This window comes from Desulfohalovibrio reitneri (genome assembly GCF_000711295.1).
Classification (GTDB): domain Bacteria; phylum Desulfobacterota; class Desulfovibrionia; order Desulfovibrionales; family Desulfovibrionaceae; genus Desulfohalovibrio; species Desulfohalovibrio reitneri.
In genome coordinates, this window is record NZ_JOMJ01000004.1 from 534,113 (window position 1) to 552,375 (window position 18,263).

Annotated in this window: 17 protein-coding genes and 1 other RNA gene; 7 read left to right on the forward strand and 11 right to left on the reverse strand. The window is 66.5% G+C overall.

Annotation, left to right across the window (positions count from 1 at the left end):
- Window positions 1-92: 92 nt before the first annotated feature.
- The 8 genes from glpX to N911_RS0115100 are packed head-to-tail and all read right to left on the reverse strand — an operon-like array spanning window position 93 to window position 8,179.
- Window positions 93-1,076, reverse strand: coding sequence for a class II fructose-bisphosphatase (glpX, locus tag N911_RS0115065; RefSeq protein WP_029898578.1), 984 nt, complete (start codon window positions 1,074-1,076; stop codon window positions 93-95).
- A 13-nt stretch (window positions 1,077-1,089) separates the two neighbouring features.
- The gene (gene tkt, locus N911_RS0115070; RefSeq protein ID WP_029898579.1) at window positions 1,090-3,063 is read right to left on the reverse strand and encodes a transketolase; all 1,974 of its coding nucleotides are present in this window, start codon (window positions 3,061-3,063) and stop codon (window positions 1,090-1,092) included.
- Between the two features lie 51 nt (window positions 3,064-3,114).
- Window positions 3,115-3,567 carry a ribose 5-phosphate isomerase B gene (rpiB, locus tag N911_RS0115075; protein ID WP_029898581.1) on the reverse strand — a complete coding sequence of 151 codons (453 nt, stop codon included), beginning with the start codon at window positions 3,565-3,567 and terminating at the stop codon, window positions 3,115-3,117.
- Window positions 3,558-3,878 carry a hypothetical protein gene (locus N911_RS0115080; RefSeq protein WP_029898583.1) on the reverse strand — a complete coding sequence of 107 codons (321 nt, stop codon included), beginning with the start codon at window positions 3,876-3,878 and terminating at the stop codon, window positions 3,558-3,560. Before N911_RS0115080 ends, rpiB begins: the two co-directional genes overlap by 10 nt.
- Window positions 3,879-3,921: 43 nt before the next feature.
- Entirely contained in the window at window positions 3,922-4,686 is a 765-nt protein-coding gene (locus N911_RS0115085) for a hypothetical protein (RefSeq protein WP_029898585.1), read from the reverse strand.
- Window positions 4,687-4,702: 16 nt separating this feature from the next.
- Complete coding sequence (locus N911_RS0115090) at window positions 4,703-6,397, reverse strand: tetratricopeptide repeat protein (protein ID WP_029898587.1); 1,695 nt, start codon at window positions 6,395-6,397, stop codon at window positions 4,703-4,705.
- Complete coding sequence (locus N911_RS0115095; protein ID WP_029898588.1) at window positions 6,394-7,152, reverse strand: HD-GYP domain-containing protein; 759 nt, start codon at window positions 7,150-7,152, stop codon at window positions 6,394-6,396. The genes N911_RS0115090 and N911_RS0115095 overlap by 4 nt, the downstream gene beginning before the upstream one ends.
- Window positions 7,145-8,179: a sigma-70 family RNA polymerase sigma factor gene (locus N911_RS0115100; protein WP_081859278.1), complete on the reverse strand. Its 1,035-nt coding sequence runs from the start codon at window positions 8,177-8,179 to the stop codon at window positions 7,145-7,147. Before N911_RS0115100 ends, N911_RS0115095 begins: the two co-directional genes overlap by 8 nt.
- A 182-nt stretch (window positions 8,180-8,361) precedes the next feature.
- Between N911_RS0115100 and N911_RS0115105 the strand changes: the two genes are divergently transcribed.
- The 7 genes from N911_RS0115105 to N911_RS0115135 all read left to right on the forward strand — a co-directional run bounded on the left by N911_RS0115105 (window position 8,362) and on the right by N911_RS0115135 (window position 14,969).
- Entirely contained in the window at window positions 8,362-10,752 is a 2,391-nt protein-coding gene (locus tag N911_RS0115105) for a homocysteine S-methyltransferase family protein (RefSeq protein ID WP_029898592.1), read from the forward strand.
- A 175-nt stretch (window positions 10,753-10,927) separates the two neighbouring features.
- Window positions 10,928-11,407 carry a TlpA family protein disulfide reductase gene (locus tag N911_RS17130; RefSeq protein WP_081859279.1) on the forward strand — a complete coding sequence of 160 codons (480 nt, stop codon included), beginning with the start codon at window positions 10,928-10,930 and terminating at the stop codon, window positions 11,405-11,407.
- The gene (locus N911_RS0115115; protein WP_029898596.1) at window positions 11,404-11,892 is read left to right on the forward strand and encodes an N-acetyltransferase; all 489 of its coding nucleotides are present in this window, start codon (window positions 11,404-11,406) and stop codon (window positions 11,890-11,892) included. Before N911_RS17130 ends, N911_RS0115115 begins: the two co-directional genes overlap by 4 nt.
- Window positions 11,889-12,407: a hypoxanthine phosphoribosyltransferase gene (gene hpt, locus N911_RS0115120; RefSeq protein ID WP_029898598.1), complete on the forward strand. Its 519-nt coding sequence runs from the start codon at window positions 11,889-11,891 to the stop codon at window positions 12,405-12,407. The genes N911_RS0115115 and hpt overlap by 4 nt, the downstream gene beginning before the upstream one ends.
- A gap of 27 nt (window positions 12,408-12,434) precedes the next feature.
- Window positions 12,435-13,223: a DUF3426 domain-containing protein gene (locus N911_RS0115125; protein ID WP_029898600.1), complete on the forward strand. Its 789-nt coding sequence runs from the start codon at window positions 12,435-12,437 to the stop codon at window positions 13,221-13,223.
- 4 nt (window positions 13,224-13,227) lie between these two features.
- The gene (radA, locus tag N911_RS0115130) at window positions 13,228-14,556 is read left to right on the forward strand and encodes a DNA repair protein RadA (RefSeq protein WP_029898602.1); all 1,329 of its coding nucleotides are present in this window, start codon (window positions 13,228-13,230) and stop codon (window positions 14,554-14,556) included.
- Window positions 14,557-14,615: 59 nt separating this feature from the next.
- Window positions 14,616-14,969, forward strand: a complete 354-nt coding sequence (locus N911_RS0115135) for a DVU0772 family protein (RefSeq protein WP_029898604.1) — start codon at window positions 14,616-14,618, stop codon at window positions 14,967-14,969.
- Between the two features lie 94 nt (window positions 14,970-15,063).
- Here the strand turns inward: N911_RS0115135 and cysS are convergent, their stop codons facing one another.
- The 3 genes from cysS to rnpB all read right to left on the reverse strand — a co-directional run bounded on the left by cysS (window position 15,064) and on the right by rnpB (window position 18,256).
- Window positions 15,064-16,527 (reverse strand): cysteine--tRNA ligase, encoded by a 1,464-nt coding sequence (gene cysS / locus N911_RS0115140; RefSeq protein WP_029898606.1) that lies wholly within the window; start codon window positions 16,525-16,527, stop codon window positions 15,064-15,066.
- Between the two features lie 53 nt (window positions 16,528-16,580).
- Window positions 16,581-17,765 (reverse strand): 2-C-methyl-D-erythritol 4-phosphate cytidylyltransferase, encoded by a 1,185-nt coding sequence (gene ispD, locus N911_RS0115145; protein ID WP_029898608.1) that lies wholly within the window; start codon window positions 17,763-17,765, stop codon window positions 16,581-16,583.
- Between the two features lie 128 nt (window positions 17,766-17,893).
- Window positions 17,894-18,256, reverse strand: an RNA gene (gene rnpB, locus N911_RS17805) — RNase P RNA component class A.
- Window positions 18,257-18,263: the final 7 nt, after the last annotated feature.

Consider the following 18,263-nt stretch of genomic DNA (forward strand, 5'->3'; position numbering starts at 1 on the left):
TCGCCGTCGAGGCGAAGGGTACTCCGATGCGGCCCTGGAATCAATGGTCGCCGCGCGACCGGATTTCCGGCCGCGCGGCGCGCTGGATTGGTTTAGTCGTAGGGGACGGCGCTGACCTTCATCAGCGTGCGGAAGTTGTGCACCGCCTCCATGTAGCGGATGGTGCCGGTCAGGCCGCGCATGGACATGGAGTGGGTCACGGCGCCCTTGCCGGTGAACTTGACCCCGTGCAGGAAGGAGCCGCCGGAGATGCCGGTGGCCGCGAAGAACAGGTCGTCGCTCTTGACCAGTTCCTTCTCGGTCAACACGTGGCGGGTGTCGATGCCGGCGTTGATGAGGGCGGTTTTCTCGCCGCCGCCCTGGGGGTCCAGCTTGGCCTGCATGGAGCCGCCCATGATGCGGATGGCGATGGCCGAGAGAACGCCTTCGGGGGTGCCGCCGGTGCCCATCATGACGTCAATGTCCGAGTGCGGGTCCACGGCCATGAGGGAGCCGGTGATGTCGCCGTCGGTGAACAGGGCGATGCGCGCCCCCACCTCGCGGATTTCATCGATGAGCTTGGCGTGGCGCGGCTTGTCCAGAACGAAGACGGTCAGGTCGTCCACGTCCTTGTCCATGGCCTTGGCGATCTTGGTCAGGTTCTCCCCGGCCGGGGCGTCGATGTCGATGACGCCGGAGGCGGCTTCGGGCACCACAAGCTTCTTCATGTAGTAGCTGGGGCCGGGGTTGAACATGGTGTTGGCCGGGGCCACGCCCACCACGGAGATGGCGTTCGGTCGCCCGTAGGCCAGTAAACGCGTTCCTTCCACCGGGTCCACGGCCACGTCCACGCGGGGACCGTTGCCGGTGCCCAGCTGCTCTCCGTTGTAGAGCATGGGGGCCTCGTCCTTCTCCCCCTCGCCGATGATGACCGTGCCGTCGATGTCCAGGGAGGAGAACGACTTGCGCATGGCGTCCACGGCCGCCTTGTCGCCGGAGTTCTTGTCCCCCCGGCCGAGCCACCGTGCGGAGGCCAGGGAGGCCGCCTCGGTCACGCGGGTCAGGTCCAGGGCCAGATTTTTGCTTGGCACTTCCATGTCGTCTTCCTCCTTAGGCGCGCTCAAGACGTGCTTGGATCAGCGAGACAAGGTTGTCCGCAGTGAAGCCGTATTTTTCGGCCAGCACCTTGGAAGGCGCTGAATGGCCGTAGTGGTCGATGCCCAGGACCAGGCCGTCCAGACCGACGTACTTGTACCAGGGTTCGGGACGACCGGCCTCCACGGCCACGCGCAGGGCGGAGCGGGGGCCGAGCACAGCCCGCTTGTACTCCTCGTCCTGCTCCTCGAACAGCTCCAGGCAGGGCAGGCTGACAACCCGCACCTTGGCCTGGATGCGTTCGGCCGCCTCCATGGCCAGGGAAACCTCGGAGCCGGTGGCCAGGATGACCACTTCCGGCGGGCCGTCGCAATTCTTGAGGATGTACCCGCCCAGCCGGGGGCCGTCGAGCACGTCGGGCTGTTCGGCCGGGTCGATGGTGGGCAGGCCCTGGCGGGTCAGCAGCAGGCAGGTGGGCCGGTCCTCCTGGTGCAGGGCGGTCTCGATGCAGACCTTGGTCTCGTTGGCGTCGGCCGGGCGCATGACCAGCATGTTGGGGATGAGCCGCAGGCTGGCGGTGTGCTCGATGGCCTGGTGGGTGGGGCCGTCCTCGCCCAGATAGAAGGAGTCGTGGGTGTAGACGTGCAACACCCGCAGTTTTTGCAGGGCGGACATGCGCACGGCGTTGCGCATGTAGTCGGAGAAGGTCAGGAAGGTGGCCGTGAAGGGGACCACCCCGCCGTGCAGGGCCAGGCCGTTGGCGATGGCGCCCATGGGGAACTCGCGCACGCCGAAGGCCAGGTAGCGGTTCTCCGGGTGCTCGGCAGTGAAAGTGCCCACGGTTTCGCGGAACTTGACTGTCTGGTTGGAGGGGTCGAGGTCCGCGGAGCCGCCCATGAGGGTGGGCAGCTGGGAGCACAGCGCCTCCAGGCAGGAGCCCCACGCCTTGCGGGTGGCCACGGCCTTGCCGGGCTCGAACTCGTGGAAGTCGAAGGTCAGTTCCCGGGCGGGCTTGCTTTGCCATTCCCAGGTTTCCTTGAACCCGGCGTCGGCCAGCTTGGCTTCCAGCCGTTTGCGCCAGGCGGCGACATCGGCGCGGCGCTTGTCGTCATTGGCGCGGAAGTGCTCCAGCACCGCCTCGGGGCACTGGAAGAATGCGTCGCCGGAGAGGCCGAGATTTTCCTTGGTGGCCTTGATCTCATCCGGGGCAAGCGGCGCACCGTGGGTCTCGAAGTCGCCTTCGAGGGTGGCCGCGCCCTTGGCCATGACCGTGTCGCAGATGATCAGAGAGGGGGAGTCGGTGCGCAGCTGGGCGTTCTGGATGGCCTTGCGCACGGCCTCGTGGTCGTGGCCGTCGATTTTCTGCACGTGCCAGCAGATGCCCTCGTAGACCTGCTGGTAGTCGGCGCACTCGGCGCGGGAGGTGGGTCCGGCCAGCTGCACCTGGTTGGCGTCGTACAGCACGATGAGCTTGCCCAGGCCCCACAGCCCGGCCAGGGTGGCCGCGCCGAAGGCTACCGGTTCCTGCAGGTCGCCGTCGGAGGCAACCACGTAGGTGGAGTGGTTGCAGATGTCCTCGCCCAGGGTGGCGCGCTGGTGCGCCTCGGCCGCGGCCATGCCCACGCCCATGGCCACGCCCTGTCCCAGGGGACCGGTGGTGCATTCCACGCCCGGGGTCTCGCCCACCTCGGGGTGGCCGGGGGTGCGGGAGCCGAACTGGCGGAACTGTTTGATGTCCTCCATGTCCAGCCGTCCCTGCAGGTAGAGCAGGGCGTACTGCAGGGTGGACATGTGTCCGGCCGAGAGGATGAACCGGTCGCGGTCGTACCATGTGGCGTCGTCGGGGTCGTAGCGCAGGAAGTCCTTGAACAGGACGTAGCTCAAGTCGGCCGCGGAGAAGGGGCCTCCGGGGTGGCCGGAGTCGGCCTGCCGGGTGGCGTCCATGACCAGCCCCTTCATGACGGCCACGGTCTGTTGATCGAGATCCATATTCGGTTTTCCTTTCTTGGCTTGGTCGGATTACGGCGGAATGCGCCGAGCTCAGGCCGTCTCCCCGGTTTCGGCCAGGGCGTCGATGAGGTCGATGCGCTTGGCGTGGCGTCCCCCCTCGAACTCCGTGCCCAAAAAGGCCTCCAGGATGTCCAGGGCTATACCGGGGCCGAGCACCCGCTCGCCGAGGCACAGGACGTTGGCGTTGTTGTGCGCCCTGGCCATGCGGGCGGAAAATTCGTTGTGGCACAGCGCGGCGCGGATGCCGTGGACGCGGTTGGCGGACATGGACATGCCCAGGCCCGTGCCGCAGACCAGCACGCCCAGCGCCTCCCCGTCCTCCAGAACCTTCTCGCAGACGTCCCTGGCGAAGGGGGGATAGTCGCAGGAGACGGCCTCCTCGGGCCCCAGATCGTCCACCTGGAAGCCCTTGCCCCGCAGATGGTCGCGCACCAGCCGTTTCAGTTCGAACCCGCCGTGGTCCGAGGCGATGATTACTCGCATGCCTTCTCCTCAAGCCCCCAGCGGGCGACGCGCGCGTCGATCCACTCCCGCCTGCGGGCGTCAAGATCGTCCCGTAGCATGGCGATCTCCTCGCCGAGGAAATCCACCTGCCGCCGGGCGAGTTCGCGTTTCTCGTCCCCTTCGGGCCGTTCCCTGGTCAGCCTGCCCAGCAGAAGATACTCCTCGTCCAGGCGCTTGCGCATCTGTTTGATCTCGATGCGGCGCATGGCCAGGATCAGCAGCCAGGCTAGCTCGCTGCCCAGCACGCGCAGGCCGAGCAAAAATGTCCGCAGGGGGCCGAATCGTTCCACAACACGCTCCTCAGGGGCGGTCCTTACACCGAAGCGGACCGCTTTACCAGTCCGCGGAAATCAGCCGAGCCCCGGGTGGGATTTCCAGGTCCAGGGCCTCGGCCGGCCAGGGGGACTCCTTGCGTTCGGCTTCGCGGACCCGCAGCCTGGCCAGCCCCCCGGACTCCAACTCCAGCCGCAACCGCTCCGGCCGGGCCAGGGGGGACGGGCCGTCGTAGGAAAGCCGCAGGCTCCATGCCCCGCCTCGTCCCGTCAGCCGGACGGGCCGCGCCCGTTCGTCCAGCACCAGGCCGGAAACGTCCCCCCCGGGGGCGAAGGCGTACCCGAAACCGGCCTCGTCGTCCATGGCCTCGGCATAGCTCTCGGGAAGCAGGCTCCCGGCCTCGCCGAAGAGCAGCCGGGCCAGGTCGGCCAGGGAGAAGGGGGCGTCGATGCCCATGGTCAGGGGCGAGCCGTCCCGGCCGCGTACCGCCTCGTTGCGCTGGGGGTAGAAGGCCAGCCAGCCGACATCGGTCTCGCGCACCAGCGCGGCGCGGGCCGCCATGCCGGCCTGGGCGTCCAGGCGCAGGGGATGGTCGAGGTTGCCCCATATTTCCAGTTGCAGCCTGTCCGTGCGGCCCTTTGCGCTGTGGAAGATAATGGCCCGCAGGGACACGGAGCGGGGGCGTCCGGAGAGGATTTCCTGGGATTCCCGGAAGGATTGCCAGGCGGCCCGGTGTCCCTCCGGCTTTTCGGGGAGGGGTGGCTTTTGGGCGGCGCAGCCAGCCAGGAGGAGCAGGGTGAGACAGAGTGCCGGTAGTCTGGCCACGGCGGCGCGGTCTCCCTTAGGACCTGTCGAGGTCTTGCAGCTTGCCCCGCACTTCCTGGGCGTTGCGGGATCCGGCCTCCAGGGCCTTGGAGTATCCGCGGCGGGCCTCGTCCGTCTTGCCCAGGGCGCTGGCGATGTCCCCGTAGTGCTCCCAGATGGTGGGGTCCACAGGGGATTCGGCCGAGTCGGCCGCCCGCCGAATGTAGTCCCAGGCCTCCTGAAGGCGGCCCTGGCGGTAGAGCACCCAGGCCATGGAGTCGAGGATGTGGGGAGCGCCGGGGGAGCGGTCAAGGGCGCGGCGGACCAGCACCTCGGCCCGCTCCAGCTCGCGATTCTGCTCAGCCAGCAGGTAGCCCACGAAGTTCAGCGCCTCCACGTTGTCCGGGTCCAGCTCGATGACCCGCTCCATGTTGGCGCGCGAATCCTCGAGCTTGCCCGCCATGTGCTGCAGCGCGCCAAGCCGGTAGAGAAGCTGGGTGTTCTCCGGCCACCGGGAAACCGCCTCTTTCATCACCACCAAGGCCTTGCCGATGTCGCCACGGTCCTCGTGAACCCAGGACTCCACCAGCCAGAATTCGGTGATGTCCGGGTATTGCTCCTGGCCCAACGCGGTCAGCTCCAAAGCCTTGTCCAGATCGCCCAGCAGGAAAAGGGCGTGCGCCTTGTAGTGCAGCACCCGCCCGGCGAAGTCCACGTCATCGGGAATGCGCTCCAGGGAGCGCAGGGCTGCGGCCGGGTCGTCGCGCCACTGAAAATCCAGCAGTGCCTGGAAGAGCAGCACCTCGGGCGCGGGGTCTTTCCGCGTGGTCAAGGGCTCGGCCAGATGGGCGGCTTCCCCGCCGAAGCCCTGGGCCAGGAAAAGCCGGGCCGATTCCAGAATGAAATCCTGCCTTTCCGGACCTTCCAGGGCCAGAGCCAGGGCGCGGTCCACGTTGTTGAGTTGGAGGTTGAGACGAATGAGGCGCAAGCGCACCTCGTCGTTCTCCGGCTCCATTTGGAGCATTTCGGCGTAGACCTTCTCCGCCAGAACCAGCTCGCGCTGCCGCTCGTACAGAAGGGCCAGCTCGGCGCGCGGGGCGATGTTCTCCGGGTTTTCCTCGATGCTGCGCTTGAACATTTTCTCGGCCACGCGCGTGCGGTTCAGCCGAGCGCTGGCCCGGCCCATGAGGTAGAAGGCCTCGCTGCCGCGCTCCCCTTCGGGAATGCCCTGCAGGATGTCCATTGACTCGGCGGGCTGGCCGGCGTCGATGAGTACCTGGGCCAGTCGCAGCCGTGCCGTGGCGTCCTCTGGCCGTTCCTTGAGGTAGGTGGCCAGCACCTGGGCCGCCTCGGCGTGGCGGCCCTCGGCGGCGAAGGAGTCGGCCAGGCGGAATATGAGCAGGCGGTTGCCAGGCGCCTCCCGCAAAGCCTGCAGGATGTAGGACCTGGCCTGTTCGGTGCGCCCCATGCGCCAGGCCAAATCGGCCGCCTCCACCATGAGCTGCGGGTCGGGGTCCAGCCCGATGGCCTGGTCCAAGGCCAGTGCTGCGTCCTGGGCGTTTCCCTTGGACAGTTCGCGCATGTACACTAGGTAGTAGTATGAGGCCGCTGTTTGCGGGTCCATCCGCCAGGCGACGGTCTCGGGCTGTTGCGCCTGTTTGGGCGCGCAGGCCGGCGCGAACAGCGCGGCCGCCAGGAGCAGGGCGGAAAAGAGCCTGAAGTGACGCCTCACGAAGCCCCCTCGCGCAGGGCCAGCTCCTCCAGCCGGGCCTTGAGCCTGGGGGCCAGGGCGATTCCAATGTCGAGGAGTTCCGGGCCGTAGGCCCGACCCAGCCGGGAGAGGAAGGTTCCCCGCAGTACCTCGGCCCGTTCCATGGACTCGTCGAAGGCGGGGGGCAGGGTCTCCAGTGGCGATTCCAGGTAGTCGGTGAATTTCCACAGTGTGGCGGCGCAGATATCCGGCCCGAAGCGGAAGCTTTCGGCGTCGTGCAGGCAAACGGCCAGGATTTCGGCCTCGGGGGAGGGATACTCCAGGTTCGCCGCCTCGCCCTCGTGGCCCCGGATCGCCAGGGTGATCATCTCGCGCTCGTCGTCCTCCAGGGGGTGATTGCGCAGGATGTCCCGGCACAACTCGGCGCCTCCGGCTGGGTGGTCCTTCTCATGGTGGGCCACATCGTGCAGGAGCCCGGCGAATTGGGCCAGAAAGGCTAGGCGCCGGGAGCGCTCCGGCGGCAGGTCCGTGGTGGAGCCCAGCACCAGGGCGGCAGCGTCCAGGGCGGTGTTCTTGGAATGCTCGATGCCGAAGCCGTAGTCGTCGTAGAGGAAGGGCAGGGCGTCGTCCCGCAGCTTGCGCATGCGCGGGTCGTCGAAGAAGGTCTTGCGGGCGTGGTCCAGTTCATGGGCGAACTCCGCCTGGAAGCGGGGCTGGCCCAGCTCCCGGGCCATGGCCCCGGCCTCGTCGCGGAACCGTTTCAAGGCATCACTCATTGGATTCGATCCACTCCTCGGAAAAGTCCTTGATGGACTTGCTCAAATGGGTGCGCAGCTTTTCCAGAAGCCGTGATTCGATCTGGCGCACCCGCTCGCGGGTGATGCCGTACTTCTCGCCGATTTCCCGCAGCGTCACGGGCGAATCCGCCAGCAGCCGCTGCTCCATAATGTCGCGTTCCTTGTCGTTGAGTTCCGGGCGCAGCTTGTCCAACTGTTGGCGCAAGAGCCCGGCCATCTCGTCGTCCGCCAGGGTTTGCTCCACTCCGGGGCCCAGGGCGGGCAGGAAGTCGAGGCGCGTTGTGGTGGTGTCCTCGCCCAGGGGCAGGTCCAGGGACATGTCGCCCTTGGACATGCGCAGGTCCATCTGGGTGATGTCCTCCTCGGTGACGCCCAGCTTCTTTGACAGCGCCTCCGAAGTCGGCTCGAATCCCATGGCCTGCAACCGCTGCCGCTCCTTGTTCAGGTTGTAGAACAGCTTGCGCTGGGTCTGGGTGGTGCCGATCTTGACCATTCTCCAGTTGTCCATGATGAACTTGAGGATGTAGGCCTTGATCCAAAAGGCGGCGTAGTAGGAGAACTTGATGCCCTTCTCGGGGTCGAACTTCTGCACCGCCCGCATGAGCCCCACGTTGCCCTCCTGGATGAGGTCCAGGACGTTCTGCATCCAGCGGCGCTGGAAATCCATGGCGATCTTGACCACCAGGCGCAGGTGGGAGGACACGAGGCGGAAGGCGGCGTCCTGGTCGGCGTGGTCGCGCACGCGACGGGCCAGTTCGGTCTCCTCCTCGGGCTGGAGCATGGGAAAGCGGGAAATCTCCCGCAGGTAGAGCTTCAGGGGGTCGTTGGTGGCCACTCCCTGGGTGGCCAGCTCGTTGGAAAGCTGGAAGTCGTCCGGAGTCTCCTCCAGGTCTTCCTCGGCAAGGTTGATTTCCTGTTCCGCGGACTCCTCGGGATGCTCGCCGGATGCACCGGGCGAGTCCTCGCCGTTCGCGGTATCGTTTTTCTTTCTGCGTTTGGCGCTCATATGTCGTGACCACCCGTGGTCGGTCTGTTCAAATGGTCGAGTGAACGGCGCGAAGCCGGTCGCTTTTCCTCGAATCTCGGAATATAAACCGTCAATTTGTCCTTTTCAATGTTTTTCAGTATAGCAGAGTGACCAACCCGGTTAGCCCTTTCCCTTTGTAGACATCAAACACGGGAGTGCGTGTGCCTGATTTCAGGAAAGCCCTGACCGATGGACGAGTTTATCCCTACGACGGCGGATATGGAACCCTTTTGCAGTCCAGGGGGTTGCCCGCCGGAACATCGCCCGAATTGTGGGGTCTGCAAGAGCCCGACGTCATCCGCGCGGCCCATGCCGATTACATGGCCGGCGGCGCGGCGGTGCTCACCACCAATACCTTCGGCGGCTCCGCGCCCAAGCTGGGCGAGGGCGTGGACGTCACCGACTTCAACCGAACCATGGCCGCCCTGGCCCGCGAAGTGGCCGGAGACTCGGTATTCGTCAGCGGTGCGGTGGGTCCCACCGGGGTTTTTGTGGAGCCCATGGGGCCGCTGACCTTCCGCGAACTGGTGGACATCTTCAAGGCGCAGATCACTGGCCTGGCCCAGGGAGGCTGCGACCTCATCAAGGCGGAGACCCACTTCGACCTGGCCGAGATCAAGGCCGTGGTGGTGGCCGCCCGCGAGGTCTGCGACCTGCCCGTGCTCACCTCCATGACCTTCGAGGGCGGCCAGAGCCTCACCGGCACTTCGCCCCTGACCTTCGTGGACACCATGCAGAACCTGGGCGTGGACCTCATCGGCATCAACTGCTCCGCCGGTCCAGAACAGATCATGGAGACGGTGGAGTTGATGGCCGAGCGGCTGGAAACGCCGCTGCACGTGCAGCCCAACGCCGGTCTGCCGGAGCTGGAGGGCGGGGAGACCGTCTTCAAGCTCGGCCCCGAGGAGTTCGGCAAGCTGTCCAGCAAGTTCGCGGAAATGGGCGCCAAGACCATCGGCGGCTGCTGCGGCACCACCCCGGACCACATCCGCGCCCTGTCCGAACACCTGGAGTCCGCCTCCTTCTCCCGCAACCAGCCGCGCCGTCCCGCCCCCATGGTGGTCACCTCGCGCGGGCTCAGCGTGCCCCTGGGCGGCGACTACCCTTCCCAGGTCATCGGCGAGCGCATCAACCCCACCGGCAAGGAGGATCTGACCGCCGAGCTGCAGAGCGGCCAGTTCAACCGCGCCCTGGCCATGGCCGAGGAGCAGATCGACGCCGGGGCGGGCATTCTCGACGTGAACGTGGGCGCGGCCATGGTGGAGGAAGCCGAACTGCTGCCCGGGCTGTCCAAGGCCCTGGCCGAGCGGTTCCAGACGCCCCTGTGCCTGGACTCCACCAAGCCCGAGGCCATTGAGGCCGGGCTGTGGACCTCGCCGGGCTCGCCGCTGGTCAACTCCATTTCCGGCGAGCCCGGCCGCATGGAGCGGCTGGGACCCCTGTGCGCCAAACTTGGCTCCCCGTTCATTCTGCTGCCCATCAAGGGCAAGAAGCTGCCCGTGACCGCGGCCGAGCGGCTGGAGGTCATCGAGGAACTGCTGCGCCAGGCGGACGACCTGGGCATCCCCCGCAGGCTGATCATGGTGGATGCCCTGGTGCTGACCGTCTCCTCCAAGCCCGAGGCGGCCAAGGCCTGCCTGGAAGTGGTGCAAAAGTGCCGCGAGTGGGGCCTGCCCACCACCATGGGGCTGTCCAACATCTCCTTCGGCCTGCCCGCCCGCGAGCTGCTCAACGCCACCTTCCTGTCCATGAGCCTTGGCGCGGGGTTGTCCTCCTACATCGCCAACCCCTCCTCCGGCCCCCTCATGGAGGCCAGGGCGGCGGGCGAGGTCCTGCTTGGCCGCGACCCGGGCGCGGAGTCCTTCATCGCGGGCTACGCCGACTGGAAGCCCGGTTCGGGAGGCTCCGGCGGCGCGGCCGTGAAGAAGGCCAAGGCGACCACCGTGCGCGAGGCCGTGGTGCGCGGCGCGCGCGACGAGGTGCTGGACCTGGTCGAGTCCGGCCTGGAGGAGGGCCGCGAGCCCTTCGCCCTGGTCAACGAGGAGCTCATCCCCGGCATCATGGAGGTGGGCGAGAAGTACGAGCGCAAGGAGTACTTCCTGCCACAGCTCATGCTCTCCGCCGAGACCATGCAGAAGGGCTTTGAGCGGCTGGAGCCGCTGCTGGAAAAGGACTCCGCCGAGGTCAAGCCCAAGATCATCCTGGCCACGGTGGAGGGCGACATCCACGACATCGGCAAGAACATCGTGGCGCTCATGCTCAAGAACCACGGCTTCACCGTGGTGGATCTGGGCAAGGACGTGCCGGCGGAGGACATCGTGGCCGCCGCCAAACGCGAGGGCGCCCCCCTCATCGGCCTTTCCGCGTTGATGACCACCACCATGGTCCGCATGGAGGACGTGGTGAAGGGAGTCCGTGACGAGGGCCTGGAGGCCAAGGTGCTCATTGGCGGCGCGGTCATCACCGAGTCGTTCTGCGAGCGTATCGGCGCCGACGGCTGGGCCACGGACGCCGTGGCCGCGGTAAAGCTGGCCAAGCAGCTCACGGCCTAGTCAAGCGGGTCGAGTTCGGGTACTCTTCCCCGACTCGCACACGCGGCCCGTCCTTTCGCGGGCCTTTACGGCCACGCGGGCGGACGCGCCTTTCGGGGCGGCCTGTCAGGCCGCCCCGAAAGGCGCGCCCCCGTCCCGGCCGAATTCAGCGAGTGAGGAGGCCGATGTGCCAGTAATGCGACGTACCATGGCCGCCGTCCTGCTGGGCCTGTTCCTGGCGGTGGCCGCGTCGGCTCCGGCGTCAGCCGAGCGAGATATCCCCCAGGTGGGCTACATGGACCTGATGCGCCGCATCGCTTCCGAGAAGGGCAAGGCGGTGCTGGTCAACTTCTGGGCCACCTGGTGCGCCCCCTGCCGCCAGGAGATACCCCATCTCAAGAAACTGCGCGAAGAGTACGACCGGGAGGATCTGGTCATGCTCGGCGTTTCGGTGGATCAGGGGGTAAAATACGTCAAGCTGTTCCTGGAGAACAACGAACTGAACTACCCCGTGCTGTTCGCCAAACGCGACGCCGTGCAGGGATTCAGGATCAGCGGCGTGCCCCGCACAATCGTTTTCGCCCCTTCCGGCGAACGCGTCTTTTCCCAGGAAGGTTACATGGACCACGAACAACTCAAAGGGGTGGTGGAGTCCGCCCTCAACCGGGACCAATGAGCTCGGGGTTCACTATCCGCAAAGCCATGGTCAAGGACGCCCGCGTCCTGCACGGCCTGCTCAACACCCGCGCCAAGGAGGGGCTGCTGCTGCCCCGGTCCTTCAACCAGCTCTACACCTCCATCCGCGATTTCTACGTGGCCGAGGACGAGAGCGGGGCTGTGCGCGGTTGCTGCGCCCTGACCATCTGCTGGGAGGACCTTGCCGAGATCCGGTCCCTGGTCGTGGACCCCAAGGCGCAGGGGCTGGGGCTGGGCCGAGAGCTGGCCGAGGCCTGCATCGAGGAGGCCAGGAGCCTCGGCTTGGCCCGGGTGTTTACCCTGACCTATGTGGTGGACTTCTTCGACAAGCTGGGCTTCACCCGCGTGGAGAAGGACGTGCTGCCGCAAAAGGTTTGGGCCGACTGCCTCAACTGCCTGAAATTCCCTGAATGCGATGAGATCGCCATGCTGATGCACCTTGACGGAAGCGAGGTGAAGGCGTGAGTCCTCTCACTCCCGTCATCGGCCCGGAGGCCATTGAGGCCCGCGTGCGCGGATTGGCCAGGGAGATTGACGCCCATTACCGGGGCGAACCCCTGGTCTGTGTCTGCGTGCTCAAGGGCGCCTTCATGTTCTTCGCCGACCTGGTCCGCCACCTGCAATGCGGACCGGAGCTGGATTTCATCCGCCTGGCCAGCTACGGCGGCGGAACCTCCAGCACCGGCAAGGTGCGGTTCATGCACGACGTGGAAACCTCCCTGGAGGGCAAGCACGTCCTGGTGGTGGACGACATCGTGGACAGCGGCCGCTCCATGGAATACCTGCTGAATATCCTTTCCCGGCGCGGAACCCTGTCGGTGAAGCTGTGCGCCCTCCTGGACAAATTCGAACGGCGCGAAGTGGAGCTGAAGGTTGACTTTCCCGGATTTCCCTTGAAAGAAGGGTTTGTTGTCGGATACGGCATGGATTATGGGGAACACTATCGCGAGTTGCCCGGTGTCTTCGAGGTGAAACCGTAGCCCACCCGGAACGAAAGCAGGCCGCTGATGATCGTCGAGTGCCCCAACTGCAGCTCCAAGTTCAATCTCCCCGACGAGAACATCCCCGAATCCGGGGCAAAGGTCCGTTGCTCTCAATGCCGGAACGTCTTTGAGGTCAAGCCGCCCTCGGACGAGGACGAAAACCTGGCGGAGCTGCTCGATCAGGACGAACCACCCGCCGAAGGCGCGGGCGGAAGCGGCGACCTCGACCTGGACTTCGACGGCAAGGGGAAAAAGACCGCCGGAGGCGGGAAGAAACTCCTGCTCCCCCTGATCGTCCTCCTGCTGCTCGGCGGCGCGGCCGCCGTGTATTTCACCGGCATGTACGTTTCCATCCCCTACGTGGGCCCCATGCTGGAGGGGACCGCGGGCGAAGAGGAAGCCACCGGCCGGGACAAGGTCAAGCTTATCGTTCTGGAGAACGTCCGCCAGTACTACGTGGACAACGAGAAGGCCGGGCGCCTTTTCGTGGTTGAGGGGGCGGCGGTCAACCAGTTCGAGCGCCCCAAGGAGTTCATCAAGGTCGAGGTCACCCTGTTCGACGATCAGGGCAGCCCGTTGCAGACTCGCCAAGTGCTCTGCGGCAACACCCTCACCCTCTTCCAGCTCCAGGTGCTCTCCCGCAGCGAGATCGAGGCCTCCCTGGCCTCGGAAATGGGCGTGCTCAACGACAATACCAACCTCGCCACCGGCGACAGCGTGCCCTTCCTCATCGTGTTCTTCGAGCCGCCGGAAGAGGTGGCCGAATTCGGCGTTCGCGTGGTGGACGCCCAGGACGTGGAGCAGGGCCAGTAGGCTCGTGAAGCGCAAGACCGTTTTCGTCTGCCTCGTCTGCGGCCGCCAGGAGGGACGCTGGTCCGGCCAGTGCCCTGGCTGCGGCGAGTGGAACACCCTTTCCCAGGAAACAGTCGCGGTGGGCGGCGCGGGCAAGTCCGCGGCCGTTCCCGCAGCCTCGTCCGCCAGGCGGCTGGACGAGGTGGACGCCTCCCAACACCCCGCACGGCCCACCGGGCTGGAGGAGCTGGACCGCCTGCTGGGCCAGGGGCTTGTGCCCGGCGCTGCCGTGTTGCTGGGCGGCGAGCCGGGCATCGGCAAGTCCACCCTGCTGCTGCAGCTGGCTGGAGCGGTGGCCGCGGGCGGCAAGGCCCTCTACGTCACTGGCGAGGAATCCCTGCACCAGCTTCGCGGCCGGGCGGAGCGCCTGGGCTCCCTGGGCGAGGGGCTTCTGGCCATGGCCTCCAACTCGGCCGACGAGGCCGTGAACGCCATGCGCCAGGACGCTCCGGCCCTGACCATCATAGATTCCGTGCAGACCTTCGCCTCCTCCCTGGCCGATGGTGCGCCCGGTGGCGTGACCCAGGTGCGGGCCGTCTCCCAGCAGCTCATCGAGGCTGCCAAGGAAACCGGCAGTTCTGTGGTCCTGGTGGGCCACGTCACCAAGGAGGGACACATCGCCGGTCCCAAGCTCATGGAGCACATGGTGGACACGGTGCTCTCCCTGGAGGGCGACCGCCGCCACGTTTTCCGCATCCTGCGGGTGCTCAAGAACCGATTCGGTCCCACGGACGAATTGGCCGTCTACCAGATGCGCCAGGAGGGGCTGGAGGCGGTGCCGGACCCCTCGACCTTTTTCCTGGGCGCGCGCGACGCCGGGCTGCCCGGCACGGCCGTGGTCATGGCCGTGGACGGCGGGCGGCCCTTCGCCGTGGAGGTGCAGGCCCTGGTGGCCCCCACCTCCCTGTCCATTCCGCGCCGCAACGCCCTGGGGCTGGATTCGGGGCGGCTGCACCTGCTGCTGGCGGTCATGGAGAAACGGTTGCAGGTCGATTTCGGGCAAGCCGACGTCTACGTGAAGCTGGGCGGCGGGCTGAAATTGGCCGAGCCTGGCCTGGACCTGGGACTGGTGGCCTCGGTGCTGTCATCGCTGTACGACGTGCCGCTGCCGGAGGGCGCGGTTTTCTGGGGAGAGGTGGACCTCTCCGGGCAGATTCGCCCCTGCGCGGCCCACGCCACCCGGTTCAAGCAGGCGCAGCGGCTGGGCTACGGCCCCATCATGCATCCCGGCACCGGGGCCAAGGGCATCCGCCGCCTGGCGGATTTCCAATCCGCGTTGTTCGGTCCGGGCTGATTGCCAAACCGCCGCATGATGCGCATATTCCAACATGACGACAGCCAAAGGAGGGAGCAATGGGACTGGAAGACTGCCGCAGCTGGCTTGAAGAAGTGGACTGGGACCTCATTCAGGAGGACGCCATCACCAAGTATTTGGAATGGGGCAACAACAACTACCGCGACGACCTGCGACGTCCTGTCACCCTCTCGGACGAATATTCCATCTACTTCGTGGTGGACACCTGGGATGAGCCTAAAATCGCCCTGATGAAGATGAGCAAATGGGGCTCCGAGACCCTGTGCGAGAAGAAGCTGCCCGAGGAGCTTGTGGAGGATTTCTACAAGGAGAGCGGCCGCATGCGGGGCATTTTCGAGCCTACCCAGGCTATCAAGGAATGGATTCGGGGCGAAATCGAGAAGGTCGCCTGAGATTTTTCTTTCCGAAGGTTGCAAAAAAAAGGCGCGCCCCCGGGACCGGGTGGCGCGCTTTTTTTTGCTTCACGTGTAGGCGGGCCGCCGAAGTCTAGAGCACGTCCCACTCCTGGCCCCGCGGGGTGTCCTTGACGGCCACGCCCAGAGCGGCCAGCTCGTCGCGCAGGGCGTCGGAGGCTTCGAAGTCCTTGTTCTTGCGCGCCTCGGCTCGCTTGACCAGCAGCTCGTTGACCTTGTCCGCGTCGATGCCCGCGCGTTGGGCCCGCTTGTCCCGCAGGTCGTTCAGGAAGGAGGCGGGCTCCTGCTGGAAGAGGCCCAGCACCTCGCCCCACTTGGCCAAGTCATCCAGAATGCGCTCCCACATCTCCTTGGCACCCTTGCTCTTGCGCAGGGCCTTGTCCTCGATCAGCCGCCCGGCCAGGCGGATGACGGAGAAAACGTGGCCCAGGGCACCGGCGGTGTTGAGGTCGTCCTCCATGGCCGCGGCGAACTTGTGCTCGTGGTCGCGCAGTTCCTCCAGCATCCTGGAAGGGGCCTCGGTGTTACTCCACTTGGAGCGGGCCTGGAGCTGCTCGCGCATCTGGGCCATGCCCTTGTAGATGCGGGCCAGACCCTTCTCGCTTTCCTCCATGGCCTCGAAGGTGAAGTCCAGCGGGGAACGGTAGTGCACCGAGAGCAGGAAGAAGCGCAGCACTTCGGGCAGGAACTTGGCGTAGATGTCGCGCATGGTGAAGAAGTTGCCCAGGGACTTGGACATCTTCTCGTGCTCCACCTGCACGAAGCCGTTGTGCACCCAGTAGTTGGCCAGCCGCACGTCGCGGGCGCAGCGGGTCTGGGCGATCTCGTTCTCGTGGTGGGGGAAGATGAGGTCCAGCCCGCCGCCGTGGATGTCCAGGGGCAGGGAGACGTATTTCTCGCTCATGGCCGAGCACTCCAAGTGCCAGCCAGGGCGGCCCTGGCCCCAGGGGCTGTCCCAGGAGGGTTCACCCTCCTTGGCCTGCTTCCACAAGGCGAAGTCCAGGGGATCCTCCTTGCCTTCGCCGGGCTGGATGCGCGCCCCGCCGCGCAGGTCGTCCAGGTCGCGGCCGGAAAGCAGCCCGTAGTCATCGAAGGCGCGCACGCGGAAATAGACGTCGCCGCCGGTGAGGGGAGAGTAGGCGAACCCCTTGTCCAGCAGGGTGGAGGTCAGGTCGATCATTTCCTGGATGTGCTCGGTGCACTTGGGCTCGATGTCCGCCCGCAGCACGTTGAGTTTGTCCATGTCCTCGTAGAAGTACTGGATGTTCTTCTCGGCCACTTCTTGGGAGGACTGGCCCTCCTCGTTGGCCCGCTTGATGATCTTGTCGTCCACGTCGGTGAAGTTGCGGATGAAGGTCACTTCGTATCCGGCGTGGCGGAGATAGCGCACCAGCACGTCGAAAACCGCGGCGGAGCGGGCGTGGCCGATGTGGCAGACGTCGTAGGCGGTGATGCCGCAGACGTACATGCTGACCTTGCCGGGTTCGCGGGGTTCGAAGGGTTCCTTGCGTCGATTGAGGCTATTGTAGAGCTGCATGGGAAGTGTCCTTGGTGAGAAGAAAAAAGGCTTCCTATCCAAAGGAGGCCGGTTCAGGCAAGGGGGCGCAGGGCGGTGCATACGGCCACGCACTTCAGGCCGCGTTTTTCGCCGGTGAAGCCCAGCCCCTCCTCGGTTGTGGCCGCCAGGTTCACCCGCGTCTCGTCCATGCCCAGCATGCGGGCCAGGCTCTTGCGAATGAGGTGGCTGTGGGGGTCTATCCTGGGGGTCTGGCAGATGACCTTGCAGTCCAGGTGGACGATTTCCGTACCGTCCTCGCGGGCCATCTCCAGCACCTGGTCCAGCAGCACGCTGGAGGGGACGTTGTCGAACTCCGCCGAGGTGTCCGGAAAATGCTGGCCGATGTCGCCCCGGCCCAGGCAGCCGAGGATGGCGTCGATGACGGCGTGCACCAGGCAGTCGCCGTCGGAGTGGGCCACCACCTCGGGCGCGCCCTGGATGTGCACCCCGGCCAGGATGAAGGGCCGGCCGGAGCCGTACTTGTGCACGTCGTAGCCGAAACCGGTCACGGGCACGGGGGATGGGGCCACGGAGTCCTCCAGCAGGCGCAGGTCCTCGGGGTTGGTGATCTTGATATTGCCGGGGTCGCCGGGAACCACGGCCACGGAGCCACCCAGCCGCTCCACCAGCATGGCGTCGTCGGTCACGTCCCAGTCCTCGGCCCGGGCGGTTTCGTGGCCGCGCCGCAGAACGTCCGCGCGGAAGGCCTGCGGAGTCTGTACCGCCGCCAGGCGGGAGCGGTCCGGCGTCTCGGCCGCGAGGCCGTCCTCCACCACCTTGATTGTGTCGGTCACAGGCAGGCCGGGAATGGCCGCGTCGGCCGACTCCAGGGCGTCCAGCAGCGAGGCGCAGAGGGAGGGCGTGAGAAAGGGGCGGGCCGAGTCATGCACCAGCACGCGCCCGCAATCCGGGGGAACCTCCGCCAATCCGGCGGCCACGGAGTCCTGCCGCCGCGCGCCACCGCGCGTCACGCGCCAGGCCACGCCCAGGGGAGCTTCTCCCTCCAGCTTGCGGATGAGGTCCTCGCCGTCGCCCTGATCCGGGGGCAGGACGAAGACCAGCCCCTCCAACTCGGGCAACCCGGCGAGAACGCGCGCGGAGCGCCAGAAGAGCGGCGCGCCCCGGTACGAGAGAAACTGCTTGGGGGTGTCTATTCCGGCCTTGGCTAGCCGCGAGCCCTTGCCCGCAGCCAGCAGAACGGCCCACGTGGACGGCATGGCGGCAGAATGCGGCAAGCCGGGCCCACGGTCAACCCTGGAGGACGCACGGCCGGACGCGGGCGGTGGAAAAGGGGTGGAATAAAAAAGGCGGGAACCCTCGCGAGGGTCCCGCCTTTGCGGAAAAAAACGGAAGCCGGACTGTAAGCCGGGTTCTGTTCCCCCGCGGACGGGGGCGGTTGCCATTCCTCTAGGACCGCGGTCGCCCGCGGCCTCCAGCAGCCTACCCGAACGCTTCGGCCGGGCCGGCCTCGAGCGCGTTCCTATTTGGCCTTGCTCCGGACGGGGTTTGCCAAGCCGACCGCGTCGCCGCGGCCGCTGGTGGGCTCTTACCCCACCGTTTCACCCTTACCTCCGGCTAGGGAGGCGGTCTGTTTTCTGTGGCACTTTCCGGGAATCGCTCCCCCTGGGTGTTACCCAGCGTCCCGCCCTGCGGAGCCCGGACTTTCCTCCCCGGGGTTTCCCCCCGCGGCGGCAACCCGTCCGGCTTCCGCCAAC

Excerpts from the sequence above, each read along its gene's own strand:
- N911_RS17130 (WP_081859279.1), top strand. The coding sequence starts at position 10,928 with ATGCGACGTACCATGGCCGCCGTCCTGCTGGGCCTGTTCCTGGCGGTG.
- rpiB (WP_029898581.1), bottom strand. The coding sequence starts at position 3,567 with ATGCGAGTAATCATCGCCTCGGACCACGGCGGGTTCGAACTGAAACGG.
- tkt (WP_029898579.1), bottom strand. The coding sequence starts at position 3,063 with ATGGATCTCGATCAACAGACCGTGGCCGTCATGAAGGGGCTGGTCATG.
- N911_RS0115135 (WP_029898604.1), top strand. The coding sequence starts at position 14,616 with ATGGGACTGGAAGACTGCCGCAGCTGGCTTGAAGAAGTGGACTGGGAC.
- N911_RS0115125 (WP_029898600.1), top strand. The coding sequence starts at position 12,435 with ATGATCGTCGAGTGCCCCAACTGCAGCTCCAAGTTCAATCTCCCCGAC.
- N911_RS0115095 (WP_029898588.1), bottom strand. The coding sequence starts at position 7,152 with ATGAGTGATGCCTTGAAACGGTTCCGCGACGAGGCCGGGGCCATGGCC.
- N911_RS0115115 (WP_029898596.1), top strand. The coding sequence starts at position 11,404 with ATGAGCTCGGGGTTCACTATCCGCAAAGCCATGGTCAAGGACGCCCGC.
- cysS (WP_029898606.1), bottom strand. The coding sequence starts at position 16,527 with ATGCAGCTCTACAATAGCCTCAATCGACGCAAGGAACCCTTCGAACCC.
- ispD (WP_029898608.1), bottom strand. The coding sequence starts at position 17,765 with ATGCCGTCCACGTGGGCCGTTCTGCTGGCTGCGGGCAAGGGCTCGCGG.
- glpX (WP_029898578.1), bottom strand. The coding sequence starts at position 1,076 with ATGGAAGTGCCAAGCAAAAATCTGGCCCTGGACCTGACCCGCGTGACC.
- N911_RS0115100 (WP_081859278.1), bottom strand. The coding sequence starts at position 8,179 with ATGAGCGCCAAACGCAGAAAGAAAAACGATACCGCGAACGGCGAGGAC.